This is a genomic window from Clostridium sp. (genome assembly GCF_050717515.1).
Classification (GTDB): Bacteria; Bacillota; Clostridia; order Clostridiales; family Clostridiaceae; genus Clostridium_AD.
Map to the genome: position 1 here is coordinate 221,594 of NZ_JBOITL010000032.1, position 23,311 is coordinate 244,904.

Sequence of the window (23,311 nt, forward strand, 5' to 3'; positions counted from 1 at the left end):
CAATATTATTTGCAATACGCAATATAAATATTGAAATTTAATATACATAACAAACATTTAGGGGGAGAATGATGAAATTTAGAAAAACGATTATTTGGGGATTTACACTGGCAATGAGTATGGCTTTACTTATTGGCTGTGGTGGGAGTGGTGAGAAGAAAGCCGCATCCAATGAAAAGGTTTTAGTTTATGGAAGTGGGGATTATTCAGGTATTAATCCAGCATTATATGAACATGGAGAAATTAATTCCCTGATTTTCAGTGGACTTACTGCCCATGACAAAAACAATAAGATTATTCCCGGACTTGCAAAAAGCTGGACCAGTGATAAAGTTACAAATACATATACTTTTATATTAAGAAATGATGTTAAATGGCATGATGGTAAAATTTTTACGGCGGAAGATGTGAAGTTTACGCTGGAAACAATTATGAATCCTAAGAATTCTTCGGAAATAGCATCAAACTATGAAGATATCACAAAGATTGAAGTGGTGGACAAGACTACCTTAAAAATAACTTTAAAAGCACCAAACATAGCCATGCTGGATTATTTAACAATAGGTATCTTACCTAAGCACCTATTAGAGGGGAAAGATATTGCAACAGATAAATTTAATCAATCTCCAACGGGAACGGGTCCATTTAAAATGGAAAAATGGGACAAAGGACAAAGCATTACCCTCCAAAAAAATAAAGATTTCTACGAAAAAGAACCGCAAATTGATAAAGTAATATTTAAAATTGTGCAGGACACCAAAGCTAGAGCCTTGCAATTAAAATCTGGAGAATTGGATTTAGCACAGATTGTACCCCAGGATGCAGCACAATTTGAAAATAATAAGGATATTACTGTCTATGATATGAAAACGTCAGACTACAGAGGTATTTTGTATAATTTTAATAGTCCTATATTTAAAGAAAATCGAGAATTGCCAAATGCCTTAAGTTATGCTATTGATCGAAAAGCTATTTTAGACAGCGTTTTATTAGGTCGCGGAAAAGTAGCCTATTCACCAATTCAGGTTGGAGAATATAATAATCCGAACATGGACAAATTTGACTATAACCCAGAAAAAGCAAAAAAAGAGTTGGAAAAAGCGGGTTGGAAGCTTGGCCCGGATGGCATATATGTAAAGAATGCTAAGAAATTATCATTTACTATTAACTGCCAAGAAGGAGACCAGGTCAGAGTGGATATGGCGAATATCTGTGCTCAACAGCTTAAGGCAATTGGTGTAAATATGAAGGTGGCCGTATTGCCAAAAATTGATTGGGAAAATCAAGATGCGTACCTGATTGGCTGGGGAAGTCCTTTTGACCCGGACGACCACACTTATAAAGTGTTTGTAACGGGTAAAGGGAATAACTACAGTAGTTATTCAAATACTAAAGTTGATGAGTTATTACGCAAGGCAAGAGAAACTGATGTGAACGCTGAAAGATTAAAATATTATAAGGAATTCCAAATTGAATTAACCAAGGATATGCCATATACATTTATAGCATACATCGATGCATTATATGGTGCAAAGCCTAATATAAAAGGAATCACCTCAGAAACAGTTTTGGGACATCATGGTGTGGGCATATTCTGGAATATTTCAGATTGGATAATTGAGTAGAAACTTTAGAAAACAAAGTGAAACCACAATGGTGCATAGGGCTCCTTTGTGGTTTCTAAAGAATAGGAGAGGTTATGAAGGATTTGTTAGAAGTAAATAATTTAGTTGTAAGCTTTTTAACGAAGGCAGGTGAAGTGCAAGCGGTTAGAGATGTTTCTTTTTCGCTGAAAAAAGGAGAAGTTTTAGCCATACTTGGAGAATCAGGCTGCGGAAAATCCGTATTATGTAAAAGTATTTTACGCATACTTCCAGAGAATGGCTGTATAAAAAGTGGAGAAGTTATTCTTAATGGAGAGGATTTAATAAATTTAGAAGGCAAGTCTATGGATAAGGTTAGAGGCAGGGAGATATCTATGATCCTTCAAGATCCTATGACTTCTTTAAATCCTACTATGTCTATTGGCAAACAGATCATAGAAGCGGTATTGATTCATCAAAAGGTTAGCAAAAGTGAAGCAAAAAAGAAAAGTATAGAACTTATGGAGCTTGTTGGGATTGACCATGCAGAAAAAAGATTCCATCAGTATCCCTATCAGCTCTCTGGGGGAATGATACAGAGAAGTGTTATTGCAATTGCACTGGCCTGCAAACCAAAAGTATTAATTGCTGATGAACCAACCACTGCTTTAGATGTAACTACCCAAGCACAAATAATAGAGCTTATTCAAGAATTACAAATAAAAACTGGGATATCAATCATATTTATCACACATGATTTAGGGGTTGTTGCCAAAATAGCCCAAAGGATTGCAGTTATGTATGCTGGAAAAATCGTTGAAATAGGTACTAGCAAAGATATTTTTTATGATCCACGGCATCCTTATACCTTAGGATTAATGTGTTCTTTACCTAATATAGATTCTGATGAGGCAAATTTGAATTGCATACCAGGAATGCCACCTAATTTATTGAATCCGCCAAAAGGTGATGCATTTGCACAGAGGAACAAATATGCATTAAAGATAGATTATCTGGCTGAGCCACCTATGTTTAAAATCAGCGATACCCATAGTGCTGCAACTTGGCTGTTACACAAAGATGCTCCAAAAATAAAGCCGCCCATTAGATTTCAAGAATTTAGGGTGATGCAAAATGAAGACTGAAAAAATATTAGAAGTCAAAAATCTAAAACAATATTTCAAATTAGATAGAAATACTGTAAGTAAAGCGGTTGATGATATATCTTTCGATATTTACAAAGGAGAAATATTTGGACTAGTGGGTGAATCTGGTTCAGGCAAATCAACAACGGGTAGAAGCATTATTAATATCTATAAGCCAACAGGGGGAGAAATCTATTATAGGGGAAAGCTTATTTCAAATCGTAAAATTTATAGAGCTGAAAAAAAGTTTATAAATAGAAATATGCAAATCATATTTCAAGATTCAACCTCATCTCTAAATTCACGAATGACAATAAAAGAAATTATTGAGGAGCCTCTTATAATTCAAAAATTGTATAAGAATAAAGAAGAGCGCATGGAGAAGGTTTACAAGCTTATGAATTTAGTGGGACTAGATAAGATTTATCAGGATTGCTATCCCTTTGAATGTTCAGGTGGACAGAGACAACGTGTAGGAATTGCGCGGGCGCTTAGCCTTGATCCAGAATTCATAATTGCGGATGAACCTATTGCATCTTTAGATGTTTCAATTCAAGCGCAGATTATTAATTTATTCAAAAAGCTTCAAAGAGACAAGGGTCTGACATGTTTATTTATTTCACATGACTTGGCTATGGTGAAATATGTATGCAATCGAGTAGGCGTTATGTATCATGGGAAAATTGTTGAACTGGCCGAAACTAAGGAATTATATCGAAATCCCATTCATCCTTATACAAAAGCATTGTTTTCGTCAATACTTGTTCCAGATCCACAGTGTGCCCAAAAGAGAACTCGTATCAAATATAATCCCATTAATGATGATCTTTTGGAAGAAACAAGTCAGTTGGTAGAAGTATCAGAAGGCCATTTTGTGCTGCAATAATAAAATATGATCGAACTCAAATGGCTATTTTTTTATTAAAAAAATAAGTAGCTGAGAACAATTTTTTACTTGCTAATTTTTATACAATAAAAAAGAACTGATTATATTCACCAGTTCTTTTAAGGGGTATTATTAAATTTATATTTAATTAAAGGGGGACTCTAATTAAAAAAATCAATTACTTTCTATATATTTATAATAACAATTTTATGTGTCGTTAGTGTGACTAAATTAAAAATTAATTGTAAATTTAAAAATGATTCCATAAATACTAGTATATTATAGAGAGCATATTCCACAACATAAACTGGAAATTTATGATTATTGATAATATTTTAGATATATGTATTTTGAGTAAAATATATATTAGTTAATTTGTGTAACCTAAAGGACTGTTTTTGGGGTATAATAGATTAATAAAATAACAAATCATACCTTGCAAATATTTATTGCTAATATTAATTTAGAGGGTATCAGTTAGTTTTTTAATGTAAAAGATGTAAAAAATAAAAAAAAGAAGGTAAAAAATATGAAAAATGATATGAACAAAAGCATGGAACTAATGAAAAAAATTATTGAAGAGAAAAAAGTAAAGTCTTCACAGCAAAAAAATACTAAGAGAGCAAAGATTTACGGATCACAAAGTCCAGCATCAGGTGGTCAAGGGTTATATGGCAAATAATCTATATGTTTAGAATGGAAATTATCATAAATAACAAGGGAAATTACTGCAAAAGCCTGACGTTATAAAATTCAATAAAAAAAGTATCAAGATGTTAATATTCTTGATACTTTTTTGCTCTTATTATAAAGTTTCTTTAACTATATTAGATACTTCCTTTAAATAATCCCCAAGGGTTTCTTTAGATGCAGTAGGAACAGCTCCAAAAAAAGTATGTTTTACTTCTTCTATTCCAGTAAAATTGAATATACCTTGATCTGTAGTTTGTTTCATTGAATTATGCATTCCATTTGCAGAATACATTTTACTTGGTGTACCTGTAGTACAAAATAATAATCCCTTCTTGCTTTTCAATAATCCATTTGGGACTCCATCTATATACTCATAAGCGAATCCATAGGAAAACACACGATCTACATATCCCTTTAGCATAGCAGGAAATGATGTCCACCAAACAGGATAAACAAAAGTAATAACATCAGCCCATTTAATATGCTCTTGTTCTGCTAAAATATCGTCTGGAACTTTTCCACTTTGGAAAGCCTCAAAGTCTGCTGGTTTAAGTATTGGATCAAATCCAATTTCATATAGGTCTCTAACTCTTACGTTAGCGCCCTTCTCTACAGATGCATTTACAACGGCATCTACTATACTTTTCCCAAAACTCTTTGAATTTGGATGTGCAAAAACTACTAAATTATTCATAATTAATTCCTCCTAGATTTATAATCTTATATTATTACTTATTTGGGCATCGATATTTACTATCAATATAATTTGATGTCCAAGTATATAGCTAAAAAAATTTATTCTAACTTAGAAGTTATTATAAATTTTCTCTAATACACTTTCAAAAATTTTTTTCTCATTTTCACTTATATTTTTGTATTCAACTTCAAAAAGTTTGCGTGAAATTTCTTTAAAATTCGGTTCTAATTCTTCTCCTTTTTTCGTTAAGAAAATAATTGTTGACCTGCTGTCAGTTGTATCTTTCTTTGATGAAATATAGCCCAATTTAATCAACTTGTTTACTAGCGCTGTCACAGTAGATCTATCTCTATGAATACTATTTGCAATATTAGTCATAGTACATTCGCCATGTTGAAACAAAGTGGCTAAGATATCTCCATGAGAGGGTGCTATATCTACAAAGCCTATCTGTTCTAACTCTTTCAGAATAAATTGATTTGCTTTTTCTCGTATTCTTCCTATTAAGTAAATTGTTTTATTTGTTTTCATATTTCCATTATACTTTGATATCAAAGTATTGTCAATAATCAATTATTAAAAAATAGCAAAAAAAAACGTAGAAAGTTTTAAAATTAATCCTCAACTATCTACGTCTTTTAATTTAAATAGACTTAATTTAAATTGCATGCATGATCATAGCTTTTTCAATTACTTGATTAATCCTTCAGCTACGTTAACTATAAAGTCTTGGATATTTGTAACTAAGGTCTTAACTTCTAATGTTCCTCTATCAGATAATTTGTTAACAGAGAACTCTTGTATATCTATAGAATATATATATACTGGTCTAACAGTCCCATCTTTTACAGTGTAGGATGGAGTCATATTTCCGGCAGCTATGGTATGAAGTACTGATGATAAACATATAAGCATAGTTGCCTTTCTAGTATGTTTTCTCATAGCATTTTGAGATTCATACACATTATCATAAACACCTGGAAGTGTATATCTATCTCTTATACTACCGGCAAGGACTACAGGAACATCATTGTCTATGCAAGCTTTTATTATACCATCCTTAACTTTACCTGAATTTATAAGCTCTTCAAGGGATCCTGCGCTTCTAGCCTCATTTATAGTTGCTATATAGTTATAATGAGCATTTTCACGAGACTCAAAAGTTTCTTGACCTGAAACTGTTTTGAACATTCCGTTTTCTAAATCATAAGTAGCAAGGTTATTTCCAGATAAAACAGCTTGAGCATAACCATTTTCCACTAGTGAGGCAAAGGCAGCTCTTGATTTGTCATCTAATGCAATTGCAGGTCCTAAAACCCAAACTATTTTTCCATCATGTTCCTTTTCATATTGCATAATTTCATATAATTCATCGTAATCTTTAGAGAAAGCTGTTTCTCTTGATCTCCCACTTCTAAATGCAAAGGTATCAGCATCTGAATCATCAGTAACAAAGCCTCTAGTATACATATATATACCTTCACTTCCATCTTCCGTTCTGCCTACGACAACTTTATCGCCAAGCTTTAAATTTCTAAATTCCACAACATTTATGTCATCATCTGCAGTAACAACTGCAACGCTATCCATACGGCTTTCACTCGCTATTACCCACTTGCCTTTAATCTTAAAATATTCAGGATATATTGATAATGCATGATAATTTTTATGAGTAACGCCGTCTTTAATTACTTCTTCAAGTGTGCAGTCTGGAGCATTAACAAGGAAATCTTGCGAGAAATCCGGCGGTGTAAACTTTGGTAAAATAAAACTCATTTAAAATCTCCTCCTACTAATATAGTAATGTATGTTAGTGCGTTTAGAATTAAATCATCTTCTTTAAAGCTGGTATACTAACTTAAGTTTTTTTGAAGATTAACCACAAAATCTTGAACGTTAGTAACTATTGTCTTAACACCTACGTATTCTCTAGCAACAGATACTTGATTAACTGCATATTCAGCAATATCTACGCAGTAAAAATATACCGGTCTTACTTTTCCATCTACAACCCTATAAGATGAAGCTAAGTTTGCCGCTGCTACTGAGTGAAGAACCGTAGCAAGACAAATTACTACTGTTGCTTTATCTGTTTGCTTCTTCATAGCATCTAGGGCACAAGATACATTATGATAAACAGGTGGAAGTGGTCCGTCATCCCTTATAGAACCAGCAAGAACTATAGGTATATCCTTCTCTATGCAAGTTTTCATAAATCCATCTTTTATATTTCCTTCACTCAGTAATGCGTCTATAGAACCTGCGCGTCTAGCCTCATTTATTAGATCTAAATGGTTATAATGACCCATTGGAACAGATTCTTGAGTATATATATTTTGACCAAGGGCCGTTCCCAAAAGCCCTCCCTCTAGATCATGGGTTGCCATAGCATTCCCAGCCATAAGAGCGTTTACATAACCATTTTCAGCAAGGGCGGATAGTGCAGCGCGAGTATCGTAATCAAAAACAACAGCGGGTCCTAGAACCCATACTATATATCCATTATTTTGTTTTTCATATTCTAGTAATTCATATAATTCACTATAATCCCTTGAAAATGAAGACTCAACAGATCTCCCAAGGCCTACATTTGGTAAGTTATCAAAACCACCAGTATACTGGTATATACCTTCATTTCCATCTTTAGATTTTCCTAAAACAACCTTATCGTAAGTCTTAAGGTTTCTAAATTCCACAATTTCTACAGTGTTGTCATCGCGAACAACAGCAGCACATTCTATAGATGTTTGGGTTGGAAGTACCCACTGTCCTTTAACTTTAAAATATTCAGGCAATATAGAAGTTATTAAGAAACCTTTGGGAGCAACTCCATCTTTTTTAACTTCACTTATTCTAACATCTGGTGCTTTAACAAGAAAATCTTGTGTGAAATCAACTGCTGCGAACTTTGGTAATTGAAAACTCATTTGAAAGTTCCTCCTTTAGTCTAATGTATTTAAAATAATGGTTAGATTATTTTATAAAATACAATTCATTATAACTAATAATTATATAAAAATAAAGTATAACTAAGATTTTCAGGTCTAATTATGGATTATTTTATATATTTGATGTTGTTTTTTGTAAAAAATGACATAATTGTGTTATAAGTTTAACAAAATCAGGATTTATGATCAAGTCATAAGTCAAAAAATAAAATATTTTGTATCGCACAAATATTATAAAATTGTTATTTTTTTTGAGAGTTCTAAAGTGAAATTAATATGAAAATAAATAATATGAAAATTATAAAACGTGTTAATATTTATAAATTATGGTATAACTAGTATATGAACAAGCTATAATTTAAAAGTATATAATCATATGAAAATATAAAGTAGAATTTGTATGAGTAATAATTATTGGGCAACTTCTGTTTTATACTGTTCTTGAAGCTATCTGAAATTAAAAAAAAATTTTAGGGGGTTAATTATGAAAAAAAATAGTATGTGGAACTTTAAATTATCCACAGCATCAATAGTACTTATTCCTGCAGCAGTTGGTATAAATTATATTGGTAAGTTGTTTGCGGGAGTTCTAAAGTTGCCACTTTGGCTTGATGCTATAGGTACAGTACTTGCAAGTATGCTTGCAGGACCTATTGTAGGGGCTATAGTTGGTGCAACTAATAACATTATATATGGACTCACTATGGATCCTATATCATTTATTTATGCGTTAACAAGTATTGCTATAGGACTTACTGTTGGTATTATGACATACAAGGGATGGATTAAAAGTATTGGCAAGGCTATAGTAGTTGGTCTGATTGCTGCTTGTGTATCTGCAATAGTATCTACGCCCATAAACATAATATTTTGGGGAGGGCAAACTGGTAATATATGGGGAGATGCTGCGTTTGCATCTTTAATTGCAAATTATTTTCCAGTATGGTTAGCTTCATTTTTAGATGAATTTATAGTAGATGTACCTGATAAGATAGCAACTGTAATAGTAGCCTATGGTGTATTTAAAGTATTACCAAAAAAACTTACCATATTATATAGTAATGATAATAACATAGAACGATTATAAAATCATAAGAACTAATATAACTAGGAATTGACATTAAATAATGTTTATCACGGGTGGTGTCAATTCCTAATTTAATTTTACTCCTACCATAAGGATGGTGAGAAATCTTGAAAGCATTAAGTTTATATCAAGAAAAAGATACTGTAGTACATAAAGTAGATCCTATAAGTAAGATGTTATATATAATTATATCTATAGCAATTCCTATAATTTTACCCTATAAAACAATAGGGCTATTATGCATGAGCATTAGTCTTATTTTACTATTAATAGCTAAGGTATTTAAAAAAGTAATACCTCTTATAAGTTTTAGTATGATAATTCTACTTTCAATTATTGTTATACAAGGGCTATTTAACGCTGAAAACAAGACTCCCACTTTTCATATAGGAAAGGCTATTTTCTATAAGGAAGGTCTTTTATTTGCTTTAGAAATATGCATTAGGGTAATAAATATTTTATGTGCTTTTGCAATTTTAGTATTAACTACTAAACCTTCGGATTTAATTGAGTGCTTAGTAAGAAGAGGACTATCTCCTAAAATAGGTTATGTTTTATCTTCTGTACTTCAAATAATACCTCAAATGACTTCAACTATGGAAACTATTACAGATGCCCAAAGGTCTCGTGGTATGGAAACAGAGGGAAAATTAACTGTTAGAATGAAAGCGTTTTTGCCATTAATAGGCCCTGTAGTTATGAATTCACTAATAAATACTAGAGAGAGAGCTATGGCACTAGAAGTTAGAGCATTTAATTCTAAAGCAAGCAAAACTTTTTTAAATGAAGAACAAAAGGGTAGTTATAACAAAATAATAAAAGTGGTTTTAATACTTTTACTTTTATTAGCTGTAGTTTGGAGGGTTTTGATATGAAGAAAATAATTGTGGAAAACTTGAAATATAGGTATCCATTAACAAATGAACTAGCCTTAAAGGGAATATCCTTCGAAGTGGACAAAGGTGAATTTATAGGTATAGTGGGTAAGAATTTATCTGGTAAATCAACATTATGTCAAGCTCTAGTAGGTCTTGTACCCCATTTCTATAAAGGTGCTTACGGTGGCAGTGTTATTGTAGATGGACTTGAGGTTTCACAAAGTGAAATAAGTGAGTTATCTCAAAAAGTTGGAATTGTATTTCAAAATCCATTTACTCAAGTCACAGGTTCTAAACTAACAGTTTATGAAGAAATAGCCTTTGGACTTGAAAATATGGGTATTTCAAGAGAAGAGATGAGAGAAAGAATAGAACATTCTCTTAAACTTCTAGATATATATAAATTTAAGGATAGAAATCCATTTGATTTATCAGGAGGTCAAATGCAGAGAATGGCTATAGCAAGTATTATAGCTATGAAACCAGAAATCATTGTACTTGATGAGCCAACTTCACAACTTGATCCGCAAGGCTCAGAAGAAGTATTTAAAGCCATTCAAAATTTAAGCAAAGAAGGAATGACAGTAGTAATGGTAGAACATAAGATGGAGAAAATAGCTAAATATTCTGATAGGGTCATGTTACTTAACCAGGGAGAAATAGTAGATTTTGATATACCAGAAAAAATATTTTCAAGAGGAGACTTAGAGGATTATGGAGTAACTGCTCCTGCCTTTACTAAAATATGTAAGGGCCTTGGGGTAAAGAACAAAATAACAGAACTGTACCCAATTACCATAGATGAAGCTTACGATTTGGTGGTGAACTATAATGAATAAGATAGAAGTAAGAAACTTACAATTTTCTTATGGGGAAAATGAAGAAATACTAAAAGGAATAAATCTAGACTTTGATAGTAGGTCTACTGCTATCATTGGGCAAAATGGAGCTGGAAAAACTACATTTGTAAAGTTATTAAAAGGTTTGCTTAAGCCTACCTCTGGTGATGTAATAATTAATGGTATAAACACCAAGAAGTCTACTGTAGCAGGACTTGCAAAATACATAGGATTAGTGTTTCAAAATCCTAATGATCAAATATTTAAAAATAAAGTTATGGAGGAAGTTATATTTGGGCCATTAAATATAGGTCAAACACCTAAAAAGGCTAAAGAAAATTCTATAAAGGCTCTTAAATCAGTTGGATTATATGAAAAAATAGATGAAAATCCCTATGATCTTAGTTTATCTGAAAGAAAACTAATAAGTATAGCGTCTATTCTGGCTATGGATACAGAAATAATAATTTTTGATGAACCAACTATTGCACAAGATTATTATGGAAAAGAAAAAATTAAAAGTATAATCAAGGATTTAAGTGCTAAAGGCACGCTTGTACTTGCCATAACGCATGATATGGACTTTGTTTCCGAAACCTTTGAAGCAGTAGTGGTCTTTGCTAAAGGAAATATTTTGTTAGATGGAAGTACAAGAGAGATATATTCACATAAAGAAGAACTTGAACATGCTTCTTTGGAAGCGCCAAACGTAACTCAATTGTGTCAAAGGTTAGGTGTAAAAGAAACTTTTTTAACTGTTGAGGAATTTATAGATTATAAGAAAAACTAGTGATACTACTATAGGGGGTTATGTGCTTATGAGAAAATCATTATCATTTTTATTAATATTTATACTGATAGGAACACTATTTATAGGGTGCACATCAAAAAAAAACAATGTAAATACTGAAGATAAAACTTTAGTAATAGGGATGGAACTTGCATATCCACCTTTTGAGACAAAAGATACACAGGGAAATCCAAGTGGTGTAAGTGTAGATTTTGCAAAAGCTTTGGGTGAATATTTAAAAAGACCTGTAAAAATTGAGAATACCAATTGGGATGGACTTATTCCATCACTTCAGACTGGCAAGGTAGATGCAGTTATATCCTCTATGACTATTACGCAGGAGCGGAGAAAGGTTGTGGACTTTTCTGTGCCATATGCTCACTCCTATCTTGGATTATTAGTGAATAATAATTCTGATGTAACTAAGATTGAAGACTTAAATCAAGAAAGTAAAGTTATAGATGTTAAAAAAGGTACCACAGGATATATATATGCTACAGCAAAATTGACAAAAGCAAAAATAAATGCACTTTCATCAGAAAATGCATGTGTTACAGAAATTGTACAAGGTAAAGCAGATGCTTTTATTTATGATCAACTAACAATTTACCGTCAGAATCAATCTAATAAAAAAACTACAAAAGCTATTCTAATACCATTCCAGGAAAGTGAAAATTGGGGTGTGGCTGTTAATAAGGGGAATTCTGAACTGCTAAATAAAATAAATGATTTTATAAAAAAATATAAGGCAGATGGTGGATTTAATAAGCTTACAACTAAATATATGTCAGAGGAAAAGAAGATATTTGACAACCTTGGGTTTCCATGGTTTTTTGATTAAGGAGAAAATATGAAATATACAAGTAACAAAAATCCAACAGTTATTAATAAAGTTCTAAGTGCCATTTGTGTTTTGGCAATGCTTATTTGTTTTATGTGGTTATCTATAGGTTCAATTGGGTTGAAATTAGATTTTACAACTCTGCTTCAATACAAACAGCGGTTATGGCAGGGATTTTTAATGACCATAGCAATATCTATTGGAAGTTTAATAATAAGTTTATTTATTGGTTCATTAACTGCTATTGCTCAGAATTCAAAGATACTAATAATAAGTTATTTATGTAAGACTTATGTACACTTAATAAGAGGAACCCCACTTTTGGTGCAAATCTATTTCTTCTACTATATTATTGGCACAGCTTGGGGGATTAACAATCGATATTTAGCTGGAATTATAATTCTGTCTATATTTGAAGGGGCATATATTTCTGAAATTATAAGAGGGGGCCTTGAAAGCATCGATAGTCAGCAATATGAAATAGCAAAAGCTATTGGACTTACACCTTTAAAAACTTTTAAGCTTGTTACCTTCCCAATTTTAATGTCTAGAATATTACCAGCACTTGCAGGTCAATTTTCATCTATAATAAAGGATTCTTCACTACTTTCTGTAATTGCTGTAATTGAACTTACTCAAACAATACAGGAAATATCCGCAGATAACTTTAGAATGTTTGAGAATTATATATTTGTTGGGTTCTTATATTTTATACTTACCTTTAGTGTATCAATGGTATCTACATGGTTTGAAAGGAGATATAAGCATGAATATAGAGTTAAGAAACATATGTAAAAATTTCGACAAAAGGGTAGTACTTCAGGATGTATGTTTTGAAGATGATATTAACTCCATTGCCATTATCGGTCCTTCAGGAGGAGGAAAGTCCACCTTGCTTCGTATTATTGGTGGACTGCTTTTACCAAATAGTGGAGAAATGCATATTGATGGGCAGGAAATCAATTTCAATGAAAAACTGCTACAAATTTATCGTAGGAATATTGGTTTTGTATTTCAGTCTAAAGGACTTTTTGAACATCTTACAGCTATGGAAAATGTTACGCTTCCACTTATACACACCTTTGGTATCAATAAATCTGAAGCGATAGAAACAGTAAATAAGCTTTTTAGAAGGTTTGGATTATCCGAAGAAAAGGATAAATATCCATTTCAACTTTCAGGGGGACAGCAGCAGAGAATAGCTATTGCAAGAGCCGTGGCTATAAAACCAAAGCTTTTATTACTAGATGAACCAACTTCAGCACTTGATCCTGAATATACTTCAGAAGTACTTAATATGTTAGGTGAGCTTCAAAATGATGGGCTAAACACTATAATTGTAACGCACGAAATGGGCTTTGCTAAAAATGCTTGTGAAAATGTAATATTCTTAGCAAACAATAAAATAATTGAAAGTGGTAAGAGCACCGAGACATTTAAGTCTCCAAAATCAGATCAATTAAAGGCTTTTTTAAACAAGATACTTGAGTGGAAGGTATAAAAAATTTCATCAATTTTTGTAAAGTAGTGCTATTTTCTAACGCAAAAATTTGACTGAATATTTTATTTAAGATATCTAAAATAATAATACAAAACAAGGAGTGTTATCTTGAATAAATTTCAAAGCAAGAGCCACAGAAAAATTCCTCTATTAGATAAAATAGGTTATGGGTCTGGAAACTTCAGCACAGGTATTTCTAGTCAAGTTATAGGAACCTATTTAGTTTTTTACTGTACGGTTATTCTTAATATACCTGGTAGCCTAGTTGGTTTAGCTGTAAGCCTAAGTATAATTTGGGATGCCATCACTGATCCTTTAATGGGGTACTTTTCAGACATGACTAAATCTAAACTTTTTGGAAGAAGACATCAATATATACTTATAGGGGGTATAGGATTAGGAATATCTAATTACCTTTTATGGAATATAAGCTCAGGATTATCCGATTATTTAAAGTTTGCTATTATATTCTTTTTAATAATAGTAATCAAAACCTTCAGCACAATCTATGTAACTCCATATACTGCTCTTGGTGCTGAATTATCTAATGATTATAATGAACGAACTAGCATTCAAGGTATTAAAACTATTTTCTTTCTTCTTGGACTCGCATTTGTATCAGTTTTTGGAATGTTTGTTTTTTTTCGTTATACTCCAGAGTTTCCTTCAGGGCAACTAAACCCTAGTTCCTATAGTTCTATGGGTGTTTTTTCATCAATTTTAATTATTATCTTTGCACTTGTTTGTTTTTGCTCTACAAAAAAATATATTCCTATGCTAAGTGGGCATGCTGAGAAGGGAGTTAGCGATGCAAAGCTAAAAACTCTGCTACAAGCCTTTAAGGGGATTTTTATTAACAAAAGCTTTAGATATGTGGCTTTTGCATTTATGTTTACAAACATAGCTTCAGCACTGGTTACAAATACAGGGTTACATGTGTTTACCTACACATTTTCCCTAAGTAGTCAGCAAATTGCCATTATAGTTGGAATACAGCTTCTTGTTTCTATATTATCCCAGCCTATATGGTCCATGGCATCTGAAAAATTAGATAAGAAGCCATCCATGGTTTTAGGTATTATACTTTGCATTATAAGTAGCTTACTTTTTCTTATACTAGTGTTTATGAAGGACAGTATAAGGGGTAATGCATTTTACTTCATTCCATTTTCAGTACTTGCTGGCTTTGGTACAGGGGGATTATTTACTCTGCCTTTTTCAATGATTGCAGATGTCATTGATTTAGATGAACTTAATACTGGAAAAAGGGCTGAAGGGAGCTATTATGGTTGTCTAACATTGTTTTATAAACTCTCTCAATCTATAACCTTGCTACTTATAGGTTTTGTACTAGATTTAGTAAAATTCGATGCAAGCCTTCCACTTCAAACTGAAAGTACCGTAATTATTCTTGGCTTAATGCTAAGCATAGGATCAGGTTTAAGCTTTATAGCAGCACTTTTAAGCATCTCAGGTTATAATCTTAATAGAGCCAGCGTTTTAGATATTCAAAAAAAGATTGCTGAAAAGTTGAATACTTAAAAAATAATACCATCTACACAAAGCCAGGTGTAGGTGGTATTATTTATAATAATCTTTTATTAAAGCAGTAGCAAACAATAGCTTCAAGTTATTCTTATTCTTCGAAAGTTACTTTTCCTGTTTCAATATGATATTTTGCACCAATAACAGTAACCTTTTTTTCTTTCTCTAGCTTATTTATTACGGGGCTACTTTTTATGACAGCTAAGCTATTTTTTACATTTTCATCAGCGCAGTTTTCATATAGTTCATTTTTGTCAGTTGTTGAACCTTTAACCTTATCAAAAGAAGGTTTTATCTTACTTAATATTGCACTAATATTGGGTGATGCTTCTCCGCCATCAATTGTTGCTTTTATTGCACCGCAATTTTCATGACCTAATACAACTATAAGTGGAGCAGCTGCATGTTCTACACCATATTCAATACTTCCTAGGGTTATATCATCAACTACATTTCCTGCATTCCTTATTACGAATAAGTCTCCTAGGCCTTGATCAAATATATTTTCTGGCGGAACTCTTGAATCAGAGCAACTAAAAATAACAGCAAAGGGTTTTTGACCATTAGTTGCTAGACCTTTGATTTTTTCGGTGCTGATATCATCGCCTAAAGCCTTGTTCTCAACAAATCTAGAGTTCCCTTCTTTAAGCAAATTTTCTGCATCAGCTGCAACCACATTTTCGGCTCTCTTATATACAGAAGTTTTGGTTACCTTGGTATTGCTTGTTTTATCTTTAGTTGTTTTACCGCTACAACCAGAAAATAATGTAGCAGAAACTAATAATGTTACAACTACAGATGTAAGTTTTTTAGAAAGATTTGTTCTCATTTTTTATCTCCTTATATTTTTATTATTATAGTAAATTATGCATGGAGTCATAAATCAAGGAATATAAAAAAGATTTATAATTAATCCGTTGACAATCGAATTTTAGCATATTTTAATGAAAAATGCAATAATATGTCTACTTTAATGTAAAATATTAGAAAGATTATTAGAAAAAAACTAACTGTAAGTTATATTTTAACCTTAATTGCAAGCTTATTCAAAAAAACTACCGGGGCATATTGGCAGCAAATAAGTAATCATTGACAATACCTTCCTGTGTAATTATAATACCTGTAACCTAAGGAAAATGGTAATTTGATTAACTAAACAGTTAATCAAAACACGATAGAAATCTAATGGGTAAGGTTAGGGTTTTACAATATTAACTATACAAGGGGGTTATTAAATGAATTTAAAAACTTTACGTGCTACCTTTAAGCGGAATTTTATAATGCAGATGAGAGCATATCCTAAGGATTTTTTTATTGGGAATACGCTTACTGGAATTTATACGGTGCTGTCTGCTTACTTCATGTATCATCTTTTGTTTAAAGGTAATTTAAACAGTTCCTTTAAGGAATATGCAGGCACAGGAGATTACATGAGCTATGTAATTGTTGGTTCTGCAATGTATCTGTTTGTGGTAAGGACATGCTTAAATGTGAGCAGAAGTCTTATAACAGAACTCCGAGAGGGAACTCTAGAAAGTTTAATGATTGCTCCCTTTAGTAGGGTGCAGTACTTCTGTGGTAACATGCTTCAGCAAACCATTACTACCAGTATTGAAATAATGGTTACAATTCTTATAGGAATTCCTTTTGGACTTAAGTTCTCTGGTATGAATATTATTTCCTTTCTGCTAGCTTTTGTAGTTTCATTATTTGCATATTTTTCACTATCTATGGTACTTGCAGTAGTAATGCTTTATTTTAGAGATACCTATATATCGCAAAATACTTTGTTTATGCTAATCTTTCTTTTATGCGGGGTTACTTTCCCAATTAAGTACCTTCCTGTATTCGTTCAATATATTTCAAAGCTCATTCCTGTAACCACCTCCCTTGAGCTTATAAGAAATAGTGCTATTTCTGGTATGGGCATAATGCAGCAGTCAAATTCATTTATATATCTTATTATGCTTAGCACAGTGTACTGTATTTCAGGTTTTGCCATGCTTAAAAAAATTGAAAAAATAGCACTAGAAAAAATATATATATAGTAGGGGGAATTAATATGCTAATAGCTGAAAATTTAAAAAAAGTATATGTGTCAAATATTAAAAAAGGCTTTTTCAAAACAGAGAAGACTTATGTGGAGGCGGTGAAGGGAATAAATTTTAAAATTGGTGAGGGTCAGATAGTTGGGCTTCTTGGGATAAATGGAGCAGGGAAGACAACCACCATAAAGATGCTTTCAACATTATTAACTCCAACAGAAGGTAATATAACCATTGATGGTATTGATGCTGTGAAAAATTCTGCTACGGTTAAGAAAAAAATTAACATGGTGGCTGGTGGAGAGAGAATGCTTTACTGGAGGCTTACGGGAAGAGAGAACCTTTGGTATTATGGACAGCTTTACAATATTGAAAATAATAAACTTAAAAAGACAATTGATTATTTATTGGAGCTAGTAGGCTTAAAAGAAAGTCAAAATATCCCTGTAGAAAGGTATTCAAAGGGGATGAAGCAAAGACTTCAGATAGCAAGAGGTCTTATTAATAATCCAAGCTATATTTTCATGGATGAACCTACTTTGGGACTGGATGCTGCTATTTCAAAAGAATTAAGAGAGCATGTGAAGAGAATTGCTCATGAGGAAGGCAAGTCCATTCTTCTTACTTCTCACTACATGCCAGAGGTTGAAGAACTTTGCCAGTATATATATATTATGGATAAGGGGAGCATAATTGCGCAAGGTACACCAAAGGAGTTGGCGCTTATAGGTATAGAAGAAAAGGTGCTTTGTGTAGAGTTATACAGCATGAATAATAAGCTTCACCAGGATATTCTTAAGGTGTGTAAAAATGCAGGGAATTGTAGTGTTGAGCTAGATGAAAGCAATAAGGTATACACTTTAAAATCAAAGAATGACCTTAGTAATGAAATAGCTACTGTTTTACTCCAGCATAAAATGCCAATTAAAACTTTCTATACAAAAGAGCCTAAGCTCGAGGATGCAATAATCAAGCTTTCGAAGGGAGCATAAACATGGGATATTTTTTAAAAGTGGTAAAGGCTGAAATGATAAAGCAACATAAGAATTATTTTTACAATAAAACTATATATATAAGCTTATTTTTATGGCCAATACTTGTATTTATATCCACTTATTATGGCTATAAACCCTTCGATATTATGGGCATTAGCCAGTATGTACCATATCTAAACACAAATAACATAATCTTATTTGTGATTATAGGCTATATGTGTATGAGCTTTTTTAGAAGTCTTGTGCAGTCTGCATGGAGATTCTCAACTGAAAGAATCTACGGTACTCTAGAGCTTATTTATTTAACTCCTGCAAATAGGCTTGCTATTGTTATGGGTAACGCGGTATCTTCAGTATTTGAAAGTGTATGGCTGTTTGTAATATTCTCAGGAACAATTATTTTTATAAAGGGAAAGTATTTTAGCATAAATCTAGCAGCAGCATTTGTAGGAATTACCCTTGTTATAGTGTTATCACTGATTTGGGGAATGTTTTTAAATTCACTATTTTTGTATTCAAGGGATACAGGTTTTTTATTCACCATATTAGAGGAACCCATGGAGCTTTTTAGTGGAGTAAAAGTACCGTCAGCTATATTTCCATTATGGGCAAAGCTAATAAGCTATATATTTCCGCTAACCTACACTGCGGACATACTCAGAAGAGCACTTCTAAATTCGGAGAGTATATATGAACTGAGAAATTATATATTTATAAGCGTATTAAGTGGGATTTTAATGCTTCTATTTACTATAGTTTTCTTGAAATCCGGAGAAAAACATGCGAAAAAAACTGGAAATATGTCTTTGTTCTAATGTAGATATAATCTATAATAATTATAGGGACACATAAAGATAATGAGTGCAGTAAAAATCATAGTTATATGGGGAGGAGGCGAAGCTGTGAAAATATATGAATATAGTGATTGTGGGTGGGAAATTGAATTTGTGTACTCGCCATATTTTGAGATGCTGTGCAGCCTCCATGTTATTACAAAACCTGATCATCATTTAAATAGACTTAATTGGTATAGATATATAAAAGAAAATATGGATCATGAACTCTATAAGGAAATAATGTACTTTGGAACACATTATTTTGAGTGGTGTTCGGCAATAGATTTTTACAAGTATTTTCATGGAATAAATGACTTGAATATCACAGCTTCCTTAGATTATGTTAATGAAATGAATATTGTTGATTTTGTATATATTATGCTTTCGGAATTGCTTAATAAGAAAGCCATTGAATATCATATTTCAAGAGGGAGCTATAATTTCAAAGCACAAGAAATTACAGAGGAGCAGGCAGAAATATTTAAGGATCCACAAGGCTTTAGAAGAAGGTTTGTAGCTTGTTTAAAAAAATATTACTATTTACATTTTGAAAAAGAGCTGAGATTTTTTGAACCACTGCTTGTGAGAAAGCTTAAAAAAGAAGCAGCAATATGTGATGAAACATGCATAAAAGAATTTGTAAAAACAATTCATACAAGAATTGAGGTTAATGATAAGGCATTTCTTTTTCATAAATACAAGCTGTTTACAGTTCCTTTTGATTCAGTTGATAAAATTATAATAGCCATAAGCAGCTTTATAGATCCACATCTTCTAATAGGTATAGATAATGAAAGAACTTTGCAGTTCACCATTAGAGTTAACCTTGAAAGAGCCTGCGAGGAAGTGCCCTTTGATCTGTTTATGACTATGAAGGCTCTTGGTGATGAAACAAGACTAAAGATTTTAAGATGTATTTATAAAAAAGTAAGTACCACGAAGGATATAGCTAAGGAGCTCGGCATCACTGAAGCTGGAGTATCCAAGCACCTTAAAATAATGTATGAAGCGGGGGTGCTTCGTAAAAAGAGGGATGGTAATTTTATAAATTATATAATCGAGAGAGAAGTCATTGATAGAATTCCAATGGATATGTATCAATATTTGGATAACTAACATTACGAATGATAGTAAAGAGGCTAAAGGATTCCCAAAAATCACACCCCAGGGGCACTTGAACAAAAAAAGCACAGCTGCGATAGCTGTGCTTTTTTTGTTAATTAGCTTCTTGCAAATATTTCTTGGAAATCCACTGCTTCAAGCTTCTCACGTACTAAAAGCTCTTCTGCAACAGCATTAAGTTTACTCCTATTTTCAGTTAGAAGTGACAATGCTTTTTTATATGCTTCATCTATAAGTTTTTTTATTTCTACATCTATTTTGTTTAGAGTTTCTTCACTAAAGCTTTTACTTTTACCCATGTCTCTTCCAAGGAATACCTCATCACCACCGGAACCAAAAGCGATGGTTCCAAGAGTATCACTCATGCCATAATCCATTACCATTTTTCTTGCGATTGTTGTTGCTCTTTCAATATCGTTGCTTGCACCAGTACTTATATCTCCAATAACTAGTTTTTCTGCAACTCTACCACCTAATAGCCCCACAATTTCCTCTTGGAGTCTTGACTTAGACATATATGATCTGTCCTCATCTGGAAGACGCATAGTATATCCGCCAGCCCTTCCTCTTGGAACTATACTTATCTGGTGAACAGGATCTGACATTGGAAGTAAATTCATTACAATTGCATGGCCTGCTTCATGATACGCTGTAAGCCTTCTATCAGCTTCAATTATCACTCTGCTTTTCTTTTCAGGTCCAGCAATTATTCTTGTAACTGCTTCTTCAAGTTCAGCCATTCCTATAAGCTTTTTATCTTTTCGTACAGTTAAAAGTGCTGATTCATTCATTAAGTTTTCAATGTCTGCACCTGTAAATCCAGGTGTTCGCCTCGCAAGTACGCTGAGTTTAACTTCTGGTTCAAGATGTTTATTTTTTGAATGGACTGCCAAAATTTCTTCTCGACCCTTCGCATCAGGAACACCAACTAGTATTTGTCTGTCAAATCTACCTGGTCTTAGTAGTGCTGGGTCAAGTACATCTGCTCTATTTGTAGCTGCAATCATTATTATGCCTTCATTTTCTCCAAAGCCATCCATCTCAACTAGCAGTTGGTTTAATGTCTGTTCTCGTTCATCATTGCCACCACCAACTCCTGCACCTCTTTGTCTTCCTACAGCGTCAATTTCATCTATAAAAATTATACAAGGAGCGTTCTTTTTTGCCTGCTCAAATAAATCTCGCACTCTGGAGGCACCGACGCCTACAAACATTTCTACAAAATCTGAACCTGAGATGCTGAAAAATGGGACTCCGGCCTCTCCTGAAATAGCTCTTGCAAGAAGTGTCTTACCAGTTCCTGGAGGTCCTATTAGTAAAACACCTTTTGGTATACGGGCACCCATTTCCATATAGATTTTAGGTTGTTTTAGGAAATCGACTATCTCTGCAAGCTCAGCTTTTTCTTCATCTGCCCCTGCAACATCATTAAAACTAACTTTTTTCTTATTAGGATCTGCAAGTTTTGCTTTGCTTTTACCAAACTTCATTACACCACCACTTCCACCGGCGCCTTTGGATTGTTTTATGAATATAACCCCAAAGCCTACAAGCATTAGTATGAATAGTAAATTAGGCAAAAACTGTAACCACTTTAACATACTTGATGGTGCTAGGTATGTTTCTTGAATAGCTGGATTCTTTGGATGGTCTTTAATAAACTGAAATAATCTAGCAGATGGAACAATGGTTTTATAGGTAGTTCCATCTTTTAAAGTTCCAGAAACTGACATCTGGTCATCTTGAACCACGAAGCTTTTTATAGTATTATTTGTCCAATCATTTTGAAATTGATTAAAATTAATAATTGTTGAAGTCTGATCTGGTTTAGCAAGCATAAATACTGCAATAACAGCTAAAATTATAGCCCAAACAGCAATACTTGATTTCTTTTTCATCAGAGATCACCTCTCTTTCTCAATATATACTTAACTCTTTTACGTTCTTAGTCTTTCACTTATTATATACTTAAGCCTGCTAAAAATTCTATTGATTTCATAAGAGGCTTTATAATCTCACTGCATGAAATGATAGTTTCCATAAAAGTCATTTTTAAAATATCATAAATCTACCACCCCTCGATTATTATCGTTTATAAATGAGAGTATATCATAGCAAATAGTAAAACACAACAGTTTCAAAACTATTCTGTTCAGTTATGTTGAAAAGATGCGTGCAGTGTGCTATATTTATGGAAAACAGAGAATGGAGGCTAGGGGATGGATGTAATAAATAAGTCCGATTTCAGTGAAAAATTTGAAGGAAAAGTCCCAGGTAAGATTGGAAGACCGATAGATAAACGGCGGGATCTTGCTATTCTGAAAGCTGCTTTGGAGCTCGTAGCGGAGCAGGGGTATGATTCGGTCACCATGGATTCTATTGCAGTAAGAGCCCACGCGGGAAAAGCTACCTTATACCGCAGATGGAAATCTAAACCCTATCTTATAGCAGAAGCCATAAGATTTATGATGCCTTGTGAGCAGAAGGTTGATAAGCAGCGTTGCGGAGACAATTTAAGAGATTATTTGTGTGAATCACTTAGCATATATTTTGGGACACGAGACGAGGTCAGGCAAAAGGTAATGCTATCCATCGCAACAGCAATAAACAGAGATAAATTATTATCCGAAGCGATTCACTTGGGTTGTATAACGGATCAAACCTGTATATTTAGTGATACCATAGAGTGTGCCATAAATAAGAAATTAGACAAGGAGCAATTGAAACTTCTTGCAGATGTGGGCCCAGCATTATTATTTTATCAACTCATAATTACTGGCAAACCCATTAAAATGGGCTATGTAGAACATATTGTTGATCATTTAATAATTCCGCTTATAGAATTGAATAAAAAATGAAAAATTTTCTTTCAAGCAATTA

General features: G+C 32.7%; 23 protein-coding genes. 17 read left to right on the top strand and 6 right to left on the bottom strand.

What is annotated here, in order from left to right:
• Nucleotides 1–119 precede the first annotated feature (119 nt).
• From ACREV6_RS17015 to ACREV6_RS17030, 4 genes are all read left to right on the top strand, one after another.
• Entirely contained in the window at nucleotides 120–1,625 is a 1,506-nt protein-coding gene (locus ACREV6_RS17015) for an ABC transporter substrate-binding protein (RefSeq protein WP_431579234.1), read from the top strand.
• A 74-nt stretch (nucleotides 1,626–1,699) separates the two neighbouring features.
• Nucleotides 1,700–2,728 (top strand): ABC transporter ATP-binding protein, encoded by a 1,029-nt coding sequence (locus tag ACREV6_RS17020; RefSeq protein ID WP_431579235.1) that lies wholly within the window; start codon nucleotides 1,700–1,702, stop codon nucleotides 2,726–2,728.
• Nucleotides 2,718–3,614 (top strand): ATP-binding cassette domain-containing protein, encoded by an 897-nt coding sequence (locus ACREV6_RS17025; RefSeq protein WP_431579236.1) that lies wholly within the window; start codon nucleotides 2,718–2,720, stop codon nucleotides 3,612–3,614. The genes ACREV6_RS17020 and ACREV6_RS17025 overlap by 11 nt, the downstream gene beginning before the upstream one ends.
• A gap of 529 nt (nucleotides 3,615–4,143) precedes the next feature.
• A complete protein-coding gene (locus tag ACREV6_RS17030) occupies nucleotides 4,144–4,296 on the top strand; it encodes a hypothetical protein (RefSeq protein WP_164949478.1) in 153 nt (50 codons plus the stop codon).
• A gap of 123 nt (nucleotides 4,297–4,419) precedes the next feature.
• Here the strand turns inward: ACREV6_RS17030 and ACREV6_RS17035 are convergent, their stop codons facing one another.
• From ACREV6_RS17035 to ACREV6_RS17050, 4 genes are all read right to left on the bottom strand, one after another.
• On the bottom strand, nucleotides 4,420–5,001 hold the full coding sequence (locus tag ACREV6_RS17035; protein WP_431579237.1) for an NAD(P)H-dependent oxidoreductase: 582 nt from the start codon (nucleotides 4,999–5,001) through the stop codon (nucleotides 4,420–4,422).
• Nucleotides 5,002–5,112: 111 nt separating this feature from the next.
• Nucleotides 5,113–5,577, bottom strand: coding sequence for a MarR family winged helix-turn-helix transcriptional regulator (locus ACREV6_RS17040; protein WP_431579238.1), 465 nt, complete (start codon nucleotides 5,575–5,577; stop codon nucleotides 5,113–5,115).
• 117 nt (nucleotides 5,578–5,694) lie between these two features.
• Nucleotides 5,695–6,780, bottom strand: coding sequence for a putative NPN-dependent ornithine cyclodeaminase (locus ACREV6_RS17045; protein WP_431579239.1), 1,086 nt, complete (start codon nucleotides 6,778–6,780; stop codon nucleotides 5,695–5,697).
• Between the two features lie 77 nt (nucleotides 6,781–6,857).
• The gene (locus ACREV6_RS17050; RefSeq protein ID WP_431579240.1) at nucleotides 6,858–7,931 is read right to left on the bottom strand and encodes a putative NPN-dependent ornithine cyclodeaminase; all 1,074 of its coding nucleotides are present in this window, start codon (nucleotides 7,929–7,931) and stop codon (nucleotides 6,858–6,860) included.
• 505 nt (nucleotides 7,932–8,436) lie between these two features.
• Between ACREV6_RS17050 and ACREV6_RS17055 the strand changes: the two genes are divergently transcribed.
• The 8 genes from ACREV6_RS17055 to ACREV6_RS17090 all read left to right on the top strand — a co-directional run bounded on the left by ACREV6_RS17055 (nucleotide 8,437) and on the right by ACREV6_RS17090 (nucleotide 15,430).
• Nucleotides 8,437–9,039, top strand: a complete 603-nt coding sequence (locus ACREV6_RS17055; RefSeq protein WP_431579241.1) for an ECF transporter S component — start codon at nucleotides 8,437–8,439, stop codon at nucleotides 9,037–9,039.
• A 107-nt stretch (nucleotides 9,040–9,146) separates the two neighbouring features.
• On the top strand, nucleotides 9,147–9,914 hold the full coding sequence (locus tag ACREV6_RS17060) for an energy-coupling factor transporter transmembrane component T family protein (RefSeq protein WP_431579242.1): 768 nt from the start codon (nucleotides 9,147–9,149) through the stop codon (nucleotides 9,912–9,914).
• The gene (locus ACREV6_RS17065; protein WP_431579243.1) at nucleotides 9,911–10,756 is read left to right on the top strand and encodes an energy-coupling factor ABC transporter ATP-binding protein; all 846 of its coding nucleotides are present in this window, start codon (nucleotides 9,911–9,913) and stop codon (nucleotides 10,754–10,756) included. Before ACREV6_RS17060 ends, ACREV6_RS17065 begins: the two co-directional genes overlap by 4 nt.
• Entirely contained in the window at nucleotides 10,749–11,546 is a 798-nt protein-coding gene (locus ACREV6_RS17070; protein WP_431579244.1) for an energy-coupling factor ABC transporter ATP-binding protein, read from the top strand. Before ACREV6_RS17065 ends, ACREV6_RS17070 begins: the two co-directional genes overlap by 8 nt.
• A gap of 28 nt (nucleotides 11,547–11,574) precedes the next feature.
• On the top strand, nucleotides 11,575–12,387 hold the full coding sequence (locus ACREV6_RS17075) for a transporter substrate-binding domain-containing protein (protein WP_431579245.1): 813 nt from the start codon (nucleotides 11,575–11,577) through the stop codon (nucleotides 12,385–12,387).
• A 9-nt stretch (nucleotides 12,388–12,396) separates the two neighbouring features.
• A complete protein-coding gene (locus tag ACREV6_RS17080) occupies nucleotides 12,397–13,182 on the top strand; it encodes an amino acid ABC transporter permease (protein ID WP_431579246.1) in 786 nt (261 codons plus the stop codon).
• Nucleotides 13,154–13,888, top strand: coding sequence for an amino acid ABC transporter ATP-binding protein (locus ACREV6_RS17085; protein ID WP_431579247.1), 735 nt, complete (start codon nucleotides 13,154–13,156; stop codon nucleotides 13,886–13,888). The genes ACREV6_RS17080 and ACREV6_RS17085 overlap by 29 nt, the downstream gene beginning before the upstream one ends.
• A gap of 108 nt (nucleotides 13,889–13,996) precedes the next feature.
• The gene (locus tag ACREV6_RS17090) at nucleotides 13,997–15,430 is read left to right on the top strand and encodes an MFS transporter (protein ID WP_431579248.1); all 1,434 of its coding nucleotides are present in this window, start codon (nucleotides 13,997–13,999) and stop codon (nucleotides 15,428–15,430) included.
• Between the two features lie 94 nt (nucleotides 15,431–15,524).
• Here the strand turns inward: ACREV6_RS17090 and ACREV6_RS17095 are convergent, their stop codons facing one another.
• Nucleotides 15,525–16,262, bottom strand: coding sequence for a carbonic anhydrase (locus ACREV6_RS17095; RefSeq protein WP_431579249.1), 738 nt, complete (start codon nucleotides 16,260–16,262; stop codon nucleotides 15,525–15,527).
• A gap of 406 nt (nucleotides 16,263–16,668) precedes the next feature.
• On the opposite strand from ACREV6_RS17095, the gene ACREV6_RS17100 reads away from it, so the two are divergent.
• The 4 genes from ACREV6_RS17100 (at nucleotide 16,669) to ACREV6_RS17115 (ending at nucleotide 20,425) form a co-directional block, all read left to right on the top strand.
• Entirely contained in the window at nucleotides 16,669–17,481 is an 813-nt protein-coding gene (locus ACREV6_RS17100) for an ABC transporter permease (protein ID WP_431579250.1), read from the top strand.
• Between the two features lie 14 nt (nucleotides 17,482–17,495).
• Nucleotides 17,496–18,470 (top strand): ABC transporter ATP-binding protein, encoded by a 975-nt coding sequence (locus tag ACREV6_RS17105; protein WP_431579251.1) that lies wholly within the window; start codon nucleotides 17,496–17,498, stop codon nucleotides 18,468–18,470.
• A gap of 2 nt (nucleotides 18,471–18,472) precedes the next feature.
• Nucleotides 18,473–19,288 (top strand): ABC transporter permease, encoded by an 816-nt coding sequence (locus tag ACREV6_RS17110; RefSeq protein WP_431579252.1) that lies wholly within the window; start codon nucleotides 18,473–18,475, stop codon nucleotides 19,286–19,288.
• An 87-nt stretch (nucleotides 19,289–19,375) separates the two neighbouring features.
• Nucleotides 19,376–20,425, top strand: coding sequence for an ArsR/SmtB family transcription factor (locus ACREV6_RS17115; protein ID WP_431579253.1), 1,050 nt, complete (start codon nucleotides 19,376–19,378; stop codon nucleotides 20,423–20,425).
• 104 nt (nucleotides 20,426–20,529) lie between these two features.
• On the opposite strand, the gene ftsH is transcribed toward ACREV6_RS17115, so the two are convergent.
• A complete protein-coding gene (gene ftsH / locus ACREV6_RS17120) occupies nucleotides 20,530–22,329 on the bottom strand; it encodes an ATP-dependent zinc metalloprotease FtsH (RefSeq protein ID WP_431579254.1) in 1,800 nt (599 codons plus the stop codon).
• A 321-nt stretch (nucleotides 22,330–22,650) separates the two neighbouring features.
• Here ftsH and ACREV6_RS17125 point away from each other — a divergent pair, with 321 nt between their 5' ends.
• Nucleotides 22,651–23,289 (top strand): TetR/AcrR family transcriptional regulator, encoded by a 639-nt coding sequence (locus ACREV6_RS17125; protein ID WP_431579255.1) that lies wholly within the window; start codon nucleotides 22,651–22,653, stop codon nucleotides 23,287–23,289.
• Nucleotides 23,290–23,311 lie beyond the last annotated feature (22 nt).

Coding starts and splice junctions, on each gene's coding strand:
- ACREV6_RS17015 (WP_431579234.1), top strand. CDS start 120: ATGGCTTTACTTATTGGCTGTGGTGGGAGTGGTGAGAAGAAAGCCGCA.
- ACREV6_RS17020 (WP_431579235.1), top strand. CDS start 1,700: ATGAAGGATTTGTTAGAAGTAAATAATTTAGTTGTAAGCTTTTTAACG.
- ACREV6_RS17025 (WP_431579236.1), top strand. CDS start 2,718: ATGAAGACTGAAAAAATATTAGAAGTCAAAAATCTAAAACAATATTTC.
- ACREV6_RS17030 (WP_164949478.1), top strand. CDS start 4,144: ATGAAAAATGATATGAACAAAAGCATGGAACTAATGAAAAAAATTATT.
- ACREV6_RS17035 (WP_431579237.1), bottom strand. CDS start 5,001: ATGAATAATTTAGTAGTTTTTGCACATCCAAATTCAAAGAGTTTTGGG.
- ACREV6_RS17045 (WP_431579239.1), bottom strand. CDS start 6,780: ATGAGTTTTATTTTACCAAAGTTTACACCGCCGGATTTCTCGCAAGAT.
- ACREV6_RS17050 (WP_431579240.1), bottom strand. CDS start 7,931: ATGAGTTTTCAATTACCAAAGTTCGCAGCAGTTGATTTCACACAAGAT.
- ACREV6_RS17055 (WP_431579241.1), top strand. CDS start 8,437: ATGAAAAAAAATAGTATGTGGAACTTTAAATTATCCACAGCATCAATA.
- ACREV6_RS17065 (WP_431579243.1), top strand. CDS start 9,911: ATGAAGAAAATAATTGTGGAAAACTTGAAATATAGGTATCCATTAACA.
- ACREV6_RS17070 (WP_431579244.1), top strand. CDS start 10,749: ATGAATAAGATAGAAGTAAGAAACTTACAATTTTCTTATGGGGAAAAT.
- ACREV6_RS17075 (WP_431579245.1), top strand. CDS start 11,575: ATGAGAAAATCATTATCATTTTTATTAATATTTATACTGATAGGAACA.
- ACREV6_RS17080 (WP_431579246.1), top strand. CDS start 12,397: ATGAAATATACAAGTAACAAAAATCCAACAGTTATTAATAAAGTTCTA.
- ACREV6_RS17085 (WP_431579247.1), top strand. CDS start 13,154: ATGAATATAGAGTTAAGAAACATATGTAAAAATTTCGACAAAAGGGTA.
- ACREV6_RS17095 (WP_431579249.1), bottom strand. CDS start 16,262: ATGAGAACAAATCTTTCTAAAAAACTTACATCTGTAGTTGTAACATTA.
- ACREV6_RS17100 (WP_431579250.1), top strand. CDS start 16,669: ATGAATTTAAAAACTTTACGTGCTACCTTTAAGCGGAATTTTATAATG.
- ACREV6_RS17105 (WP_431579251.1), top strand. CDS start 17,496: ATGCTAATAGCTGAAAATTTAAAAAAAGTATATGTGTCAAATATTAAA.
- ACREV6_RS17110 (WP_431579252.1), top strand. CDS start 18,473: ATGGGATATTTTTTAAAAGTGGTAAAGGCTGAAATGATAAAGCAACAT.
- ftsH (WP_431579254.1), bottom strand. CDS start 22,329: ATGAAAAAGAAATCAAGTATTGCTGTTTGGGCTATAATTTTAGCTGTT.
- ACREV6_RS17125 (WP_431579255.1), top strand. CDS start 22,651: ATGGATGTAATAAATAAGTCCGATTTCAGTGAAAAATTTGAAGGAAAA.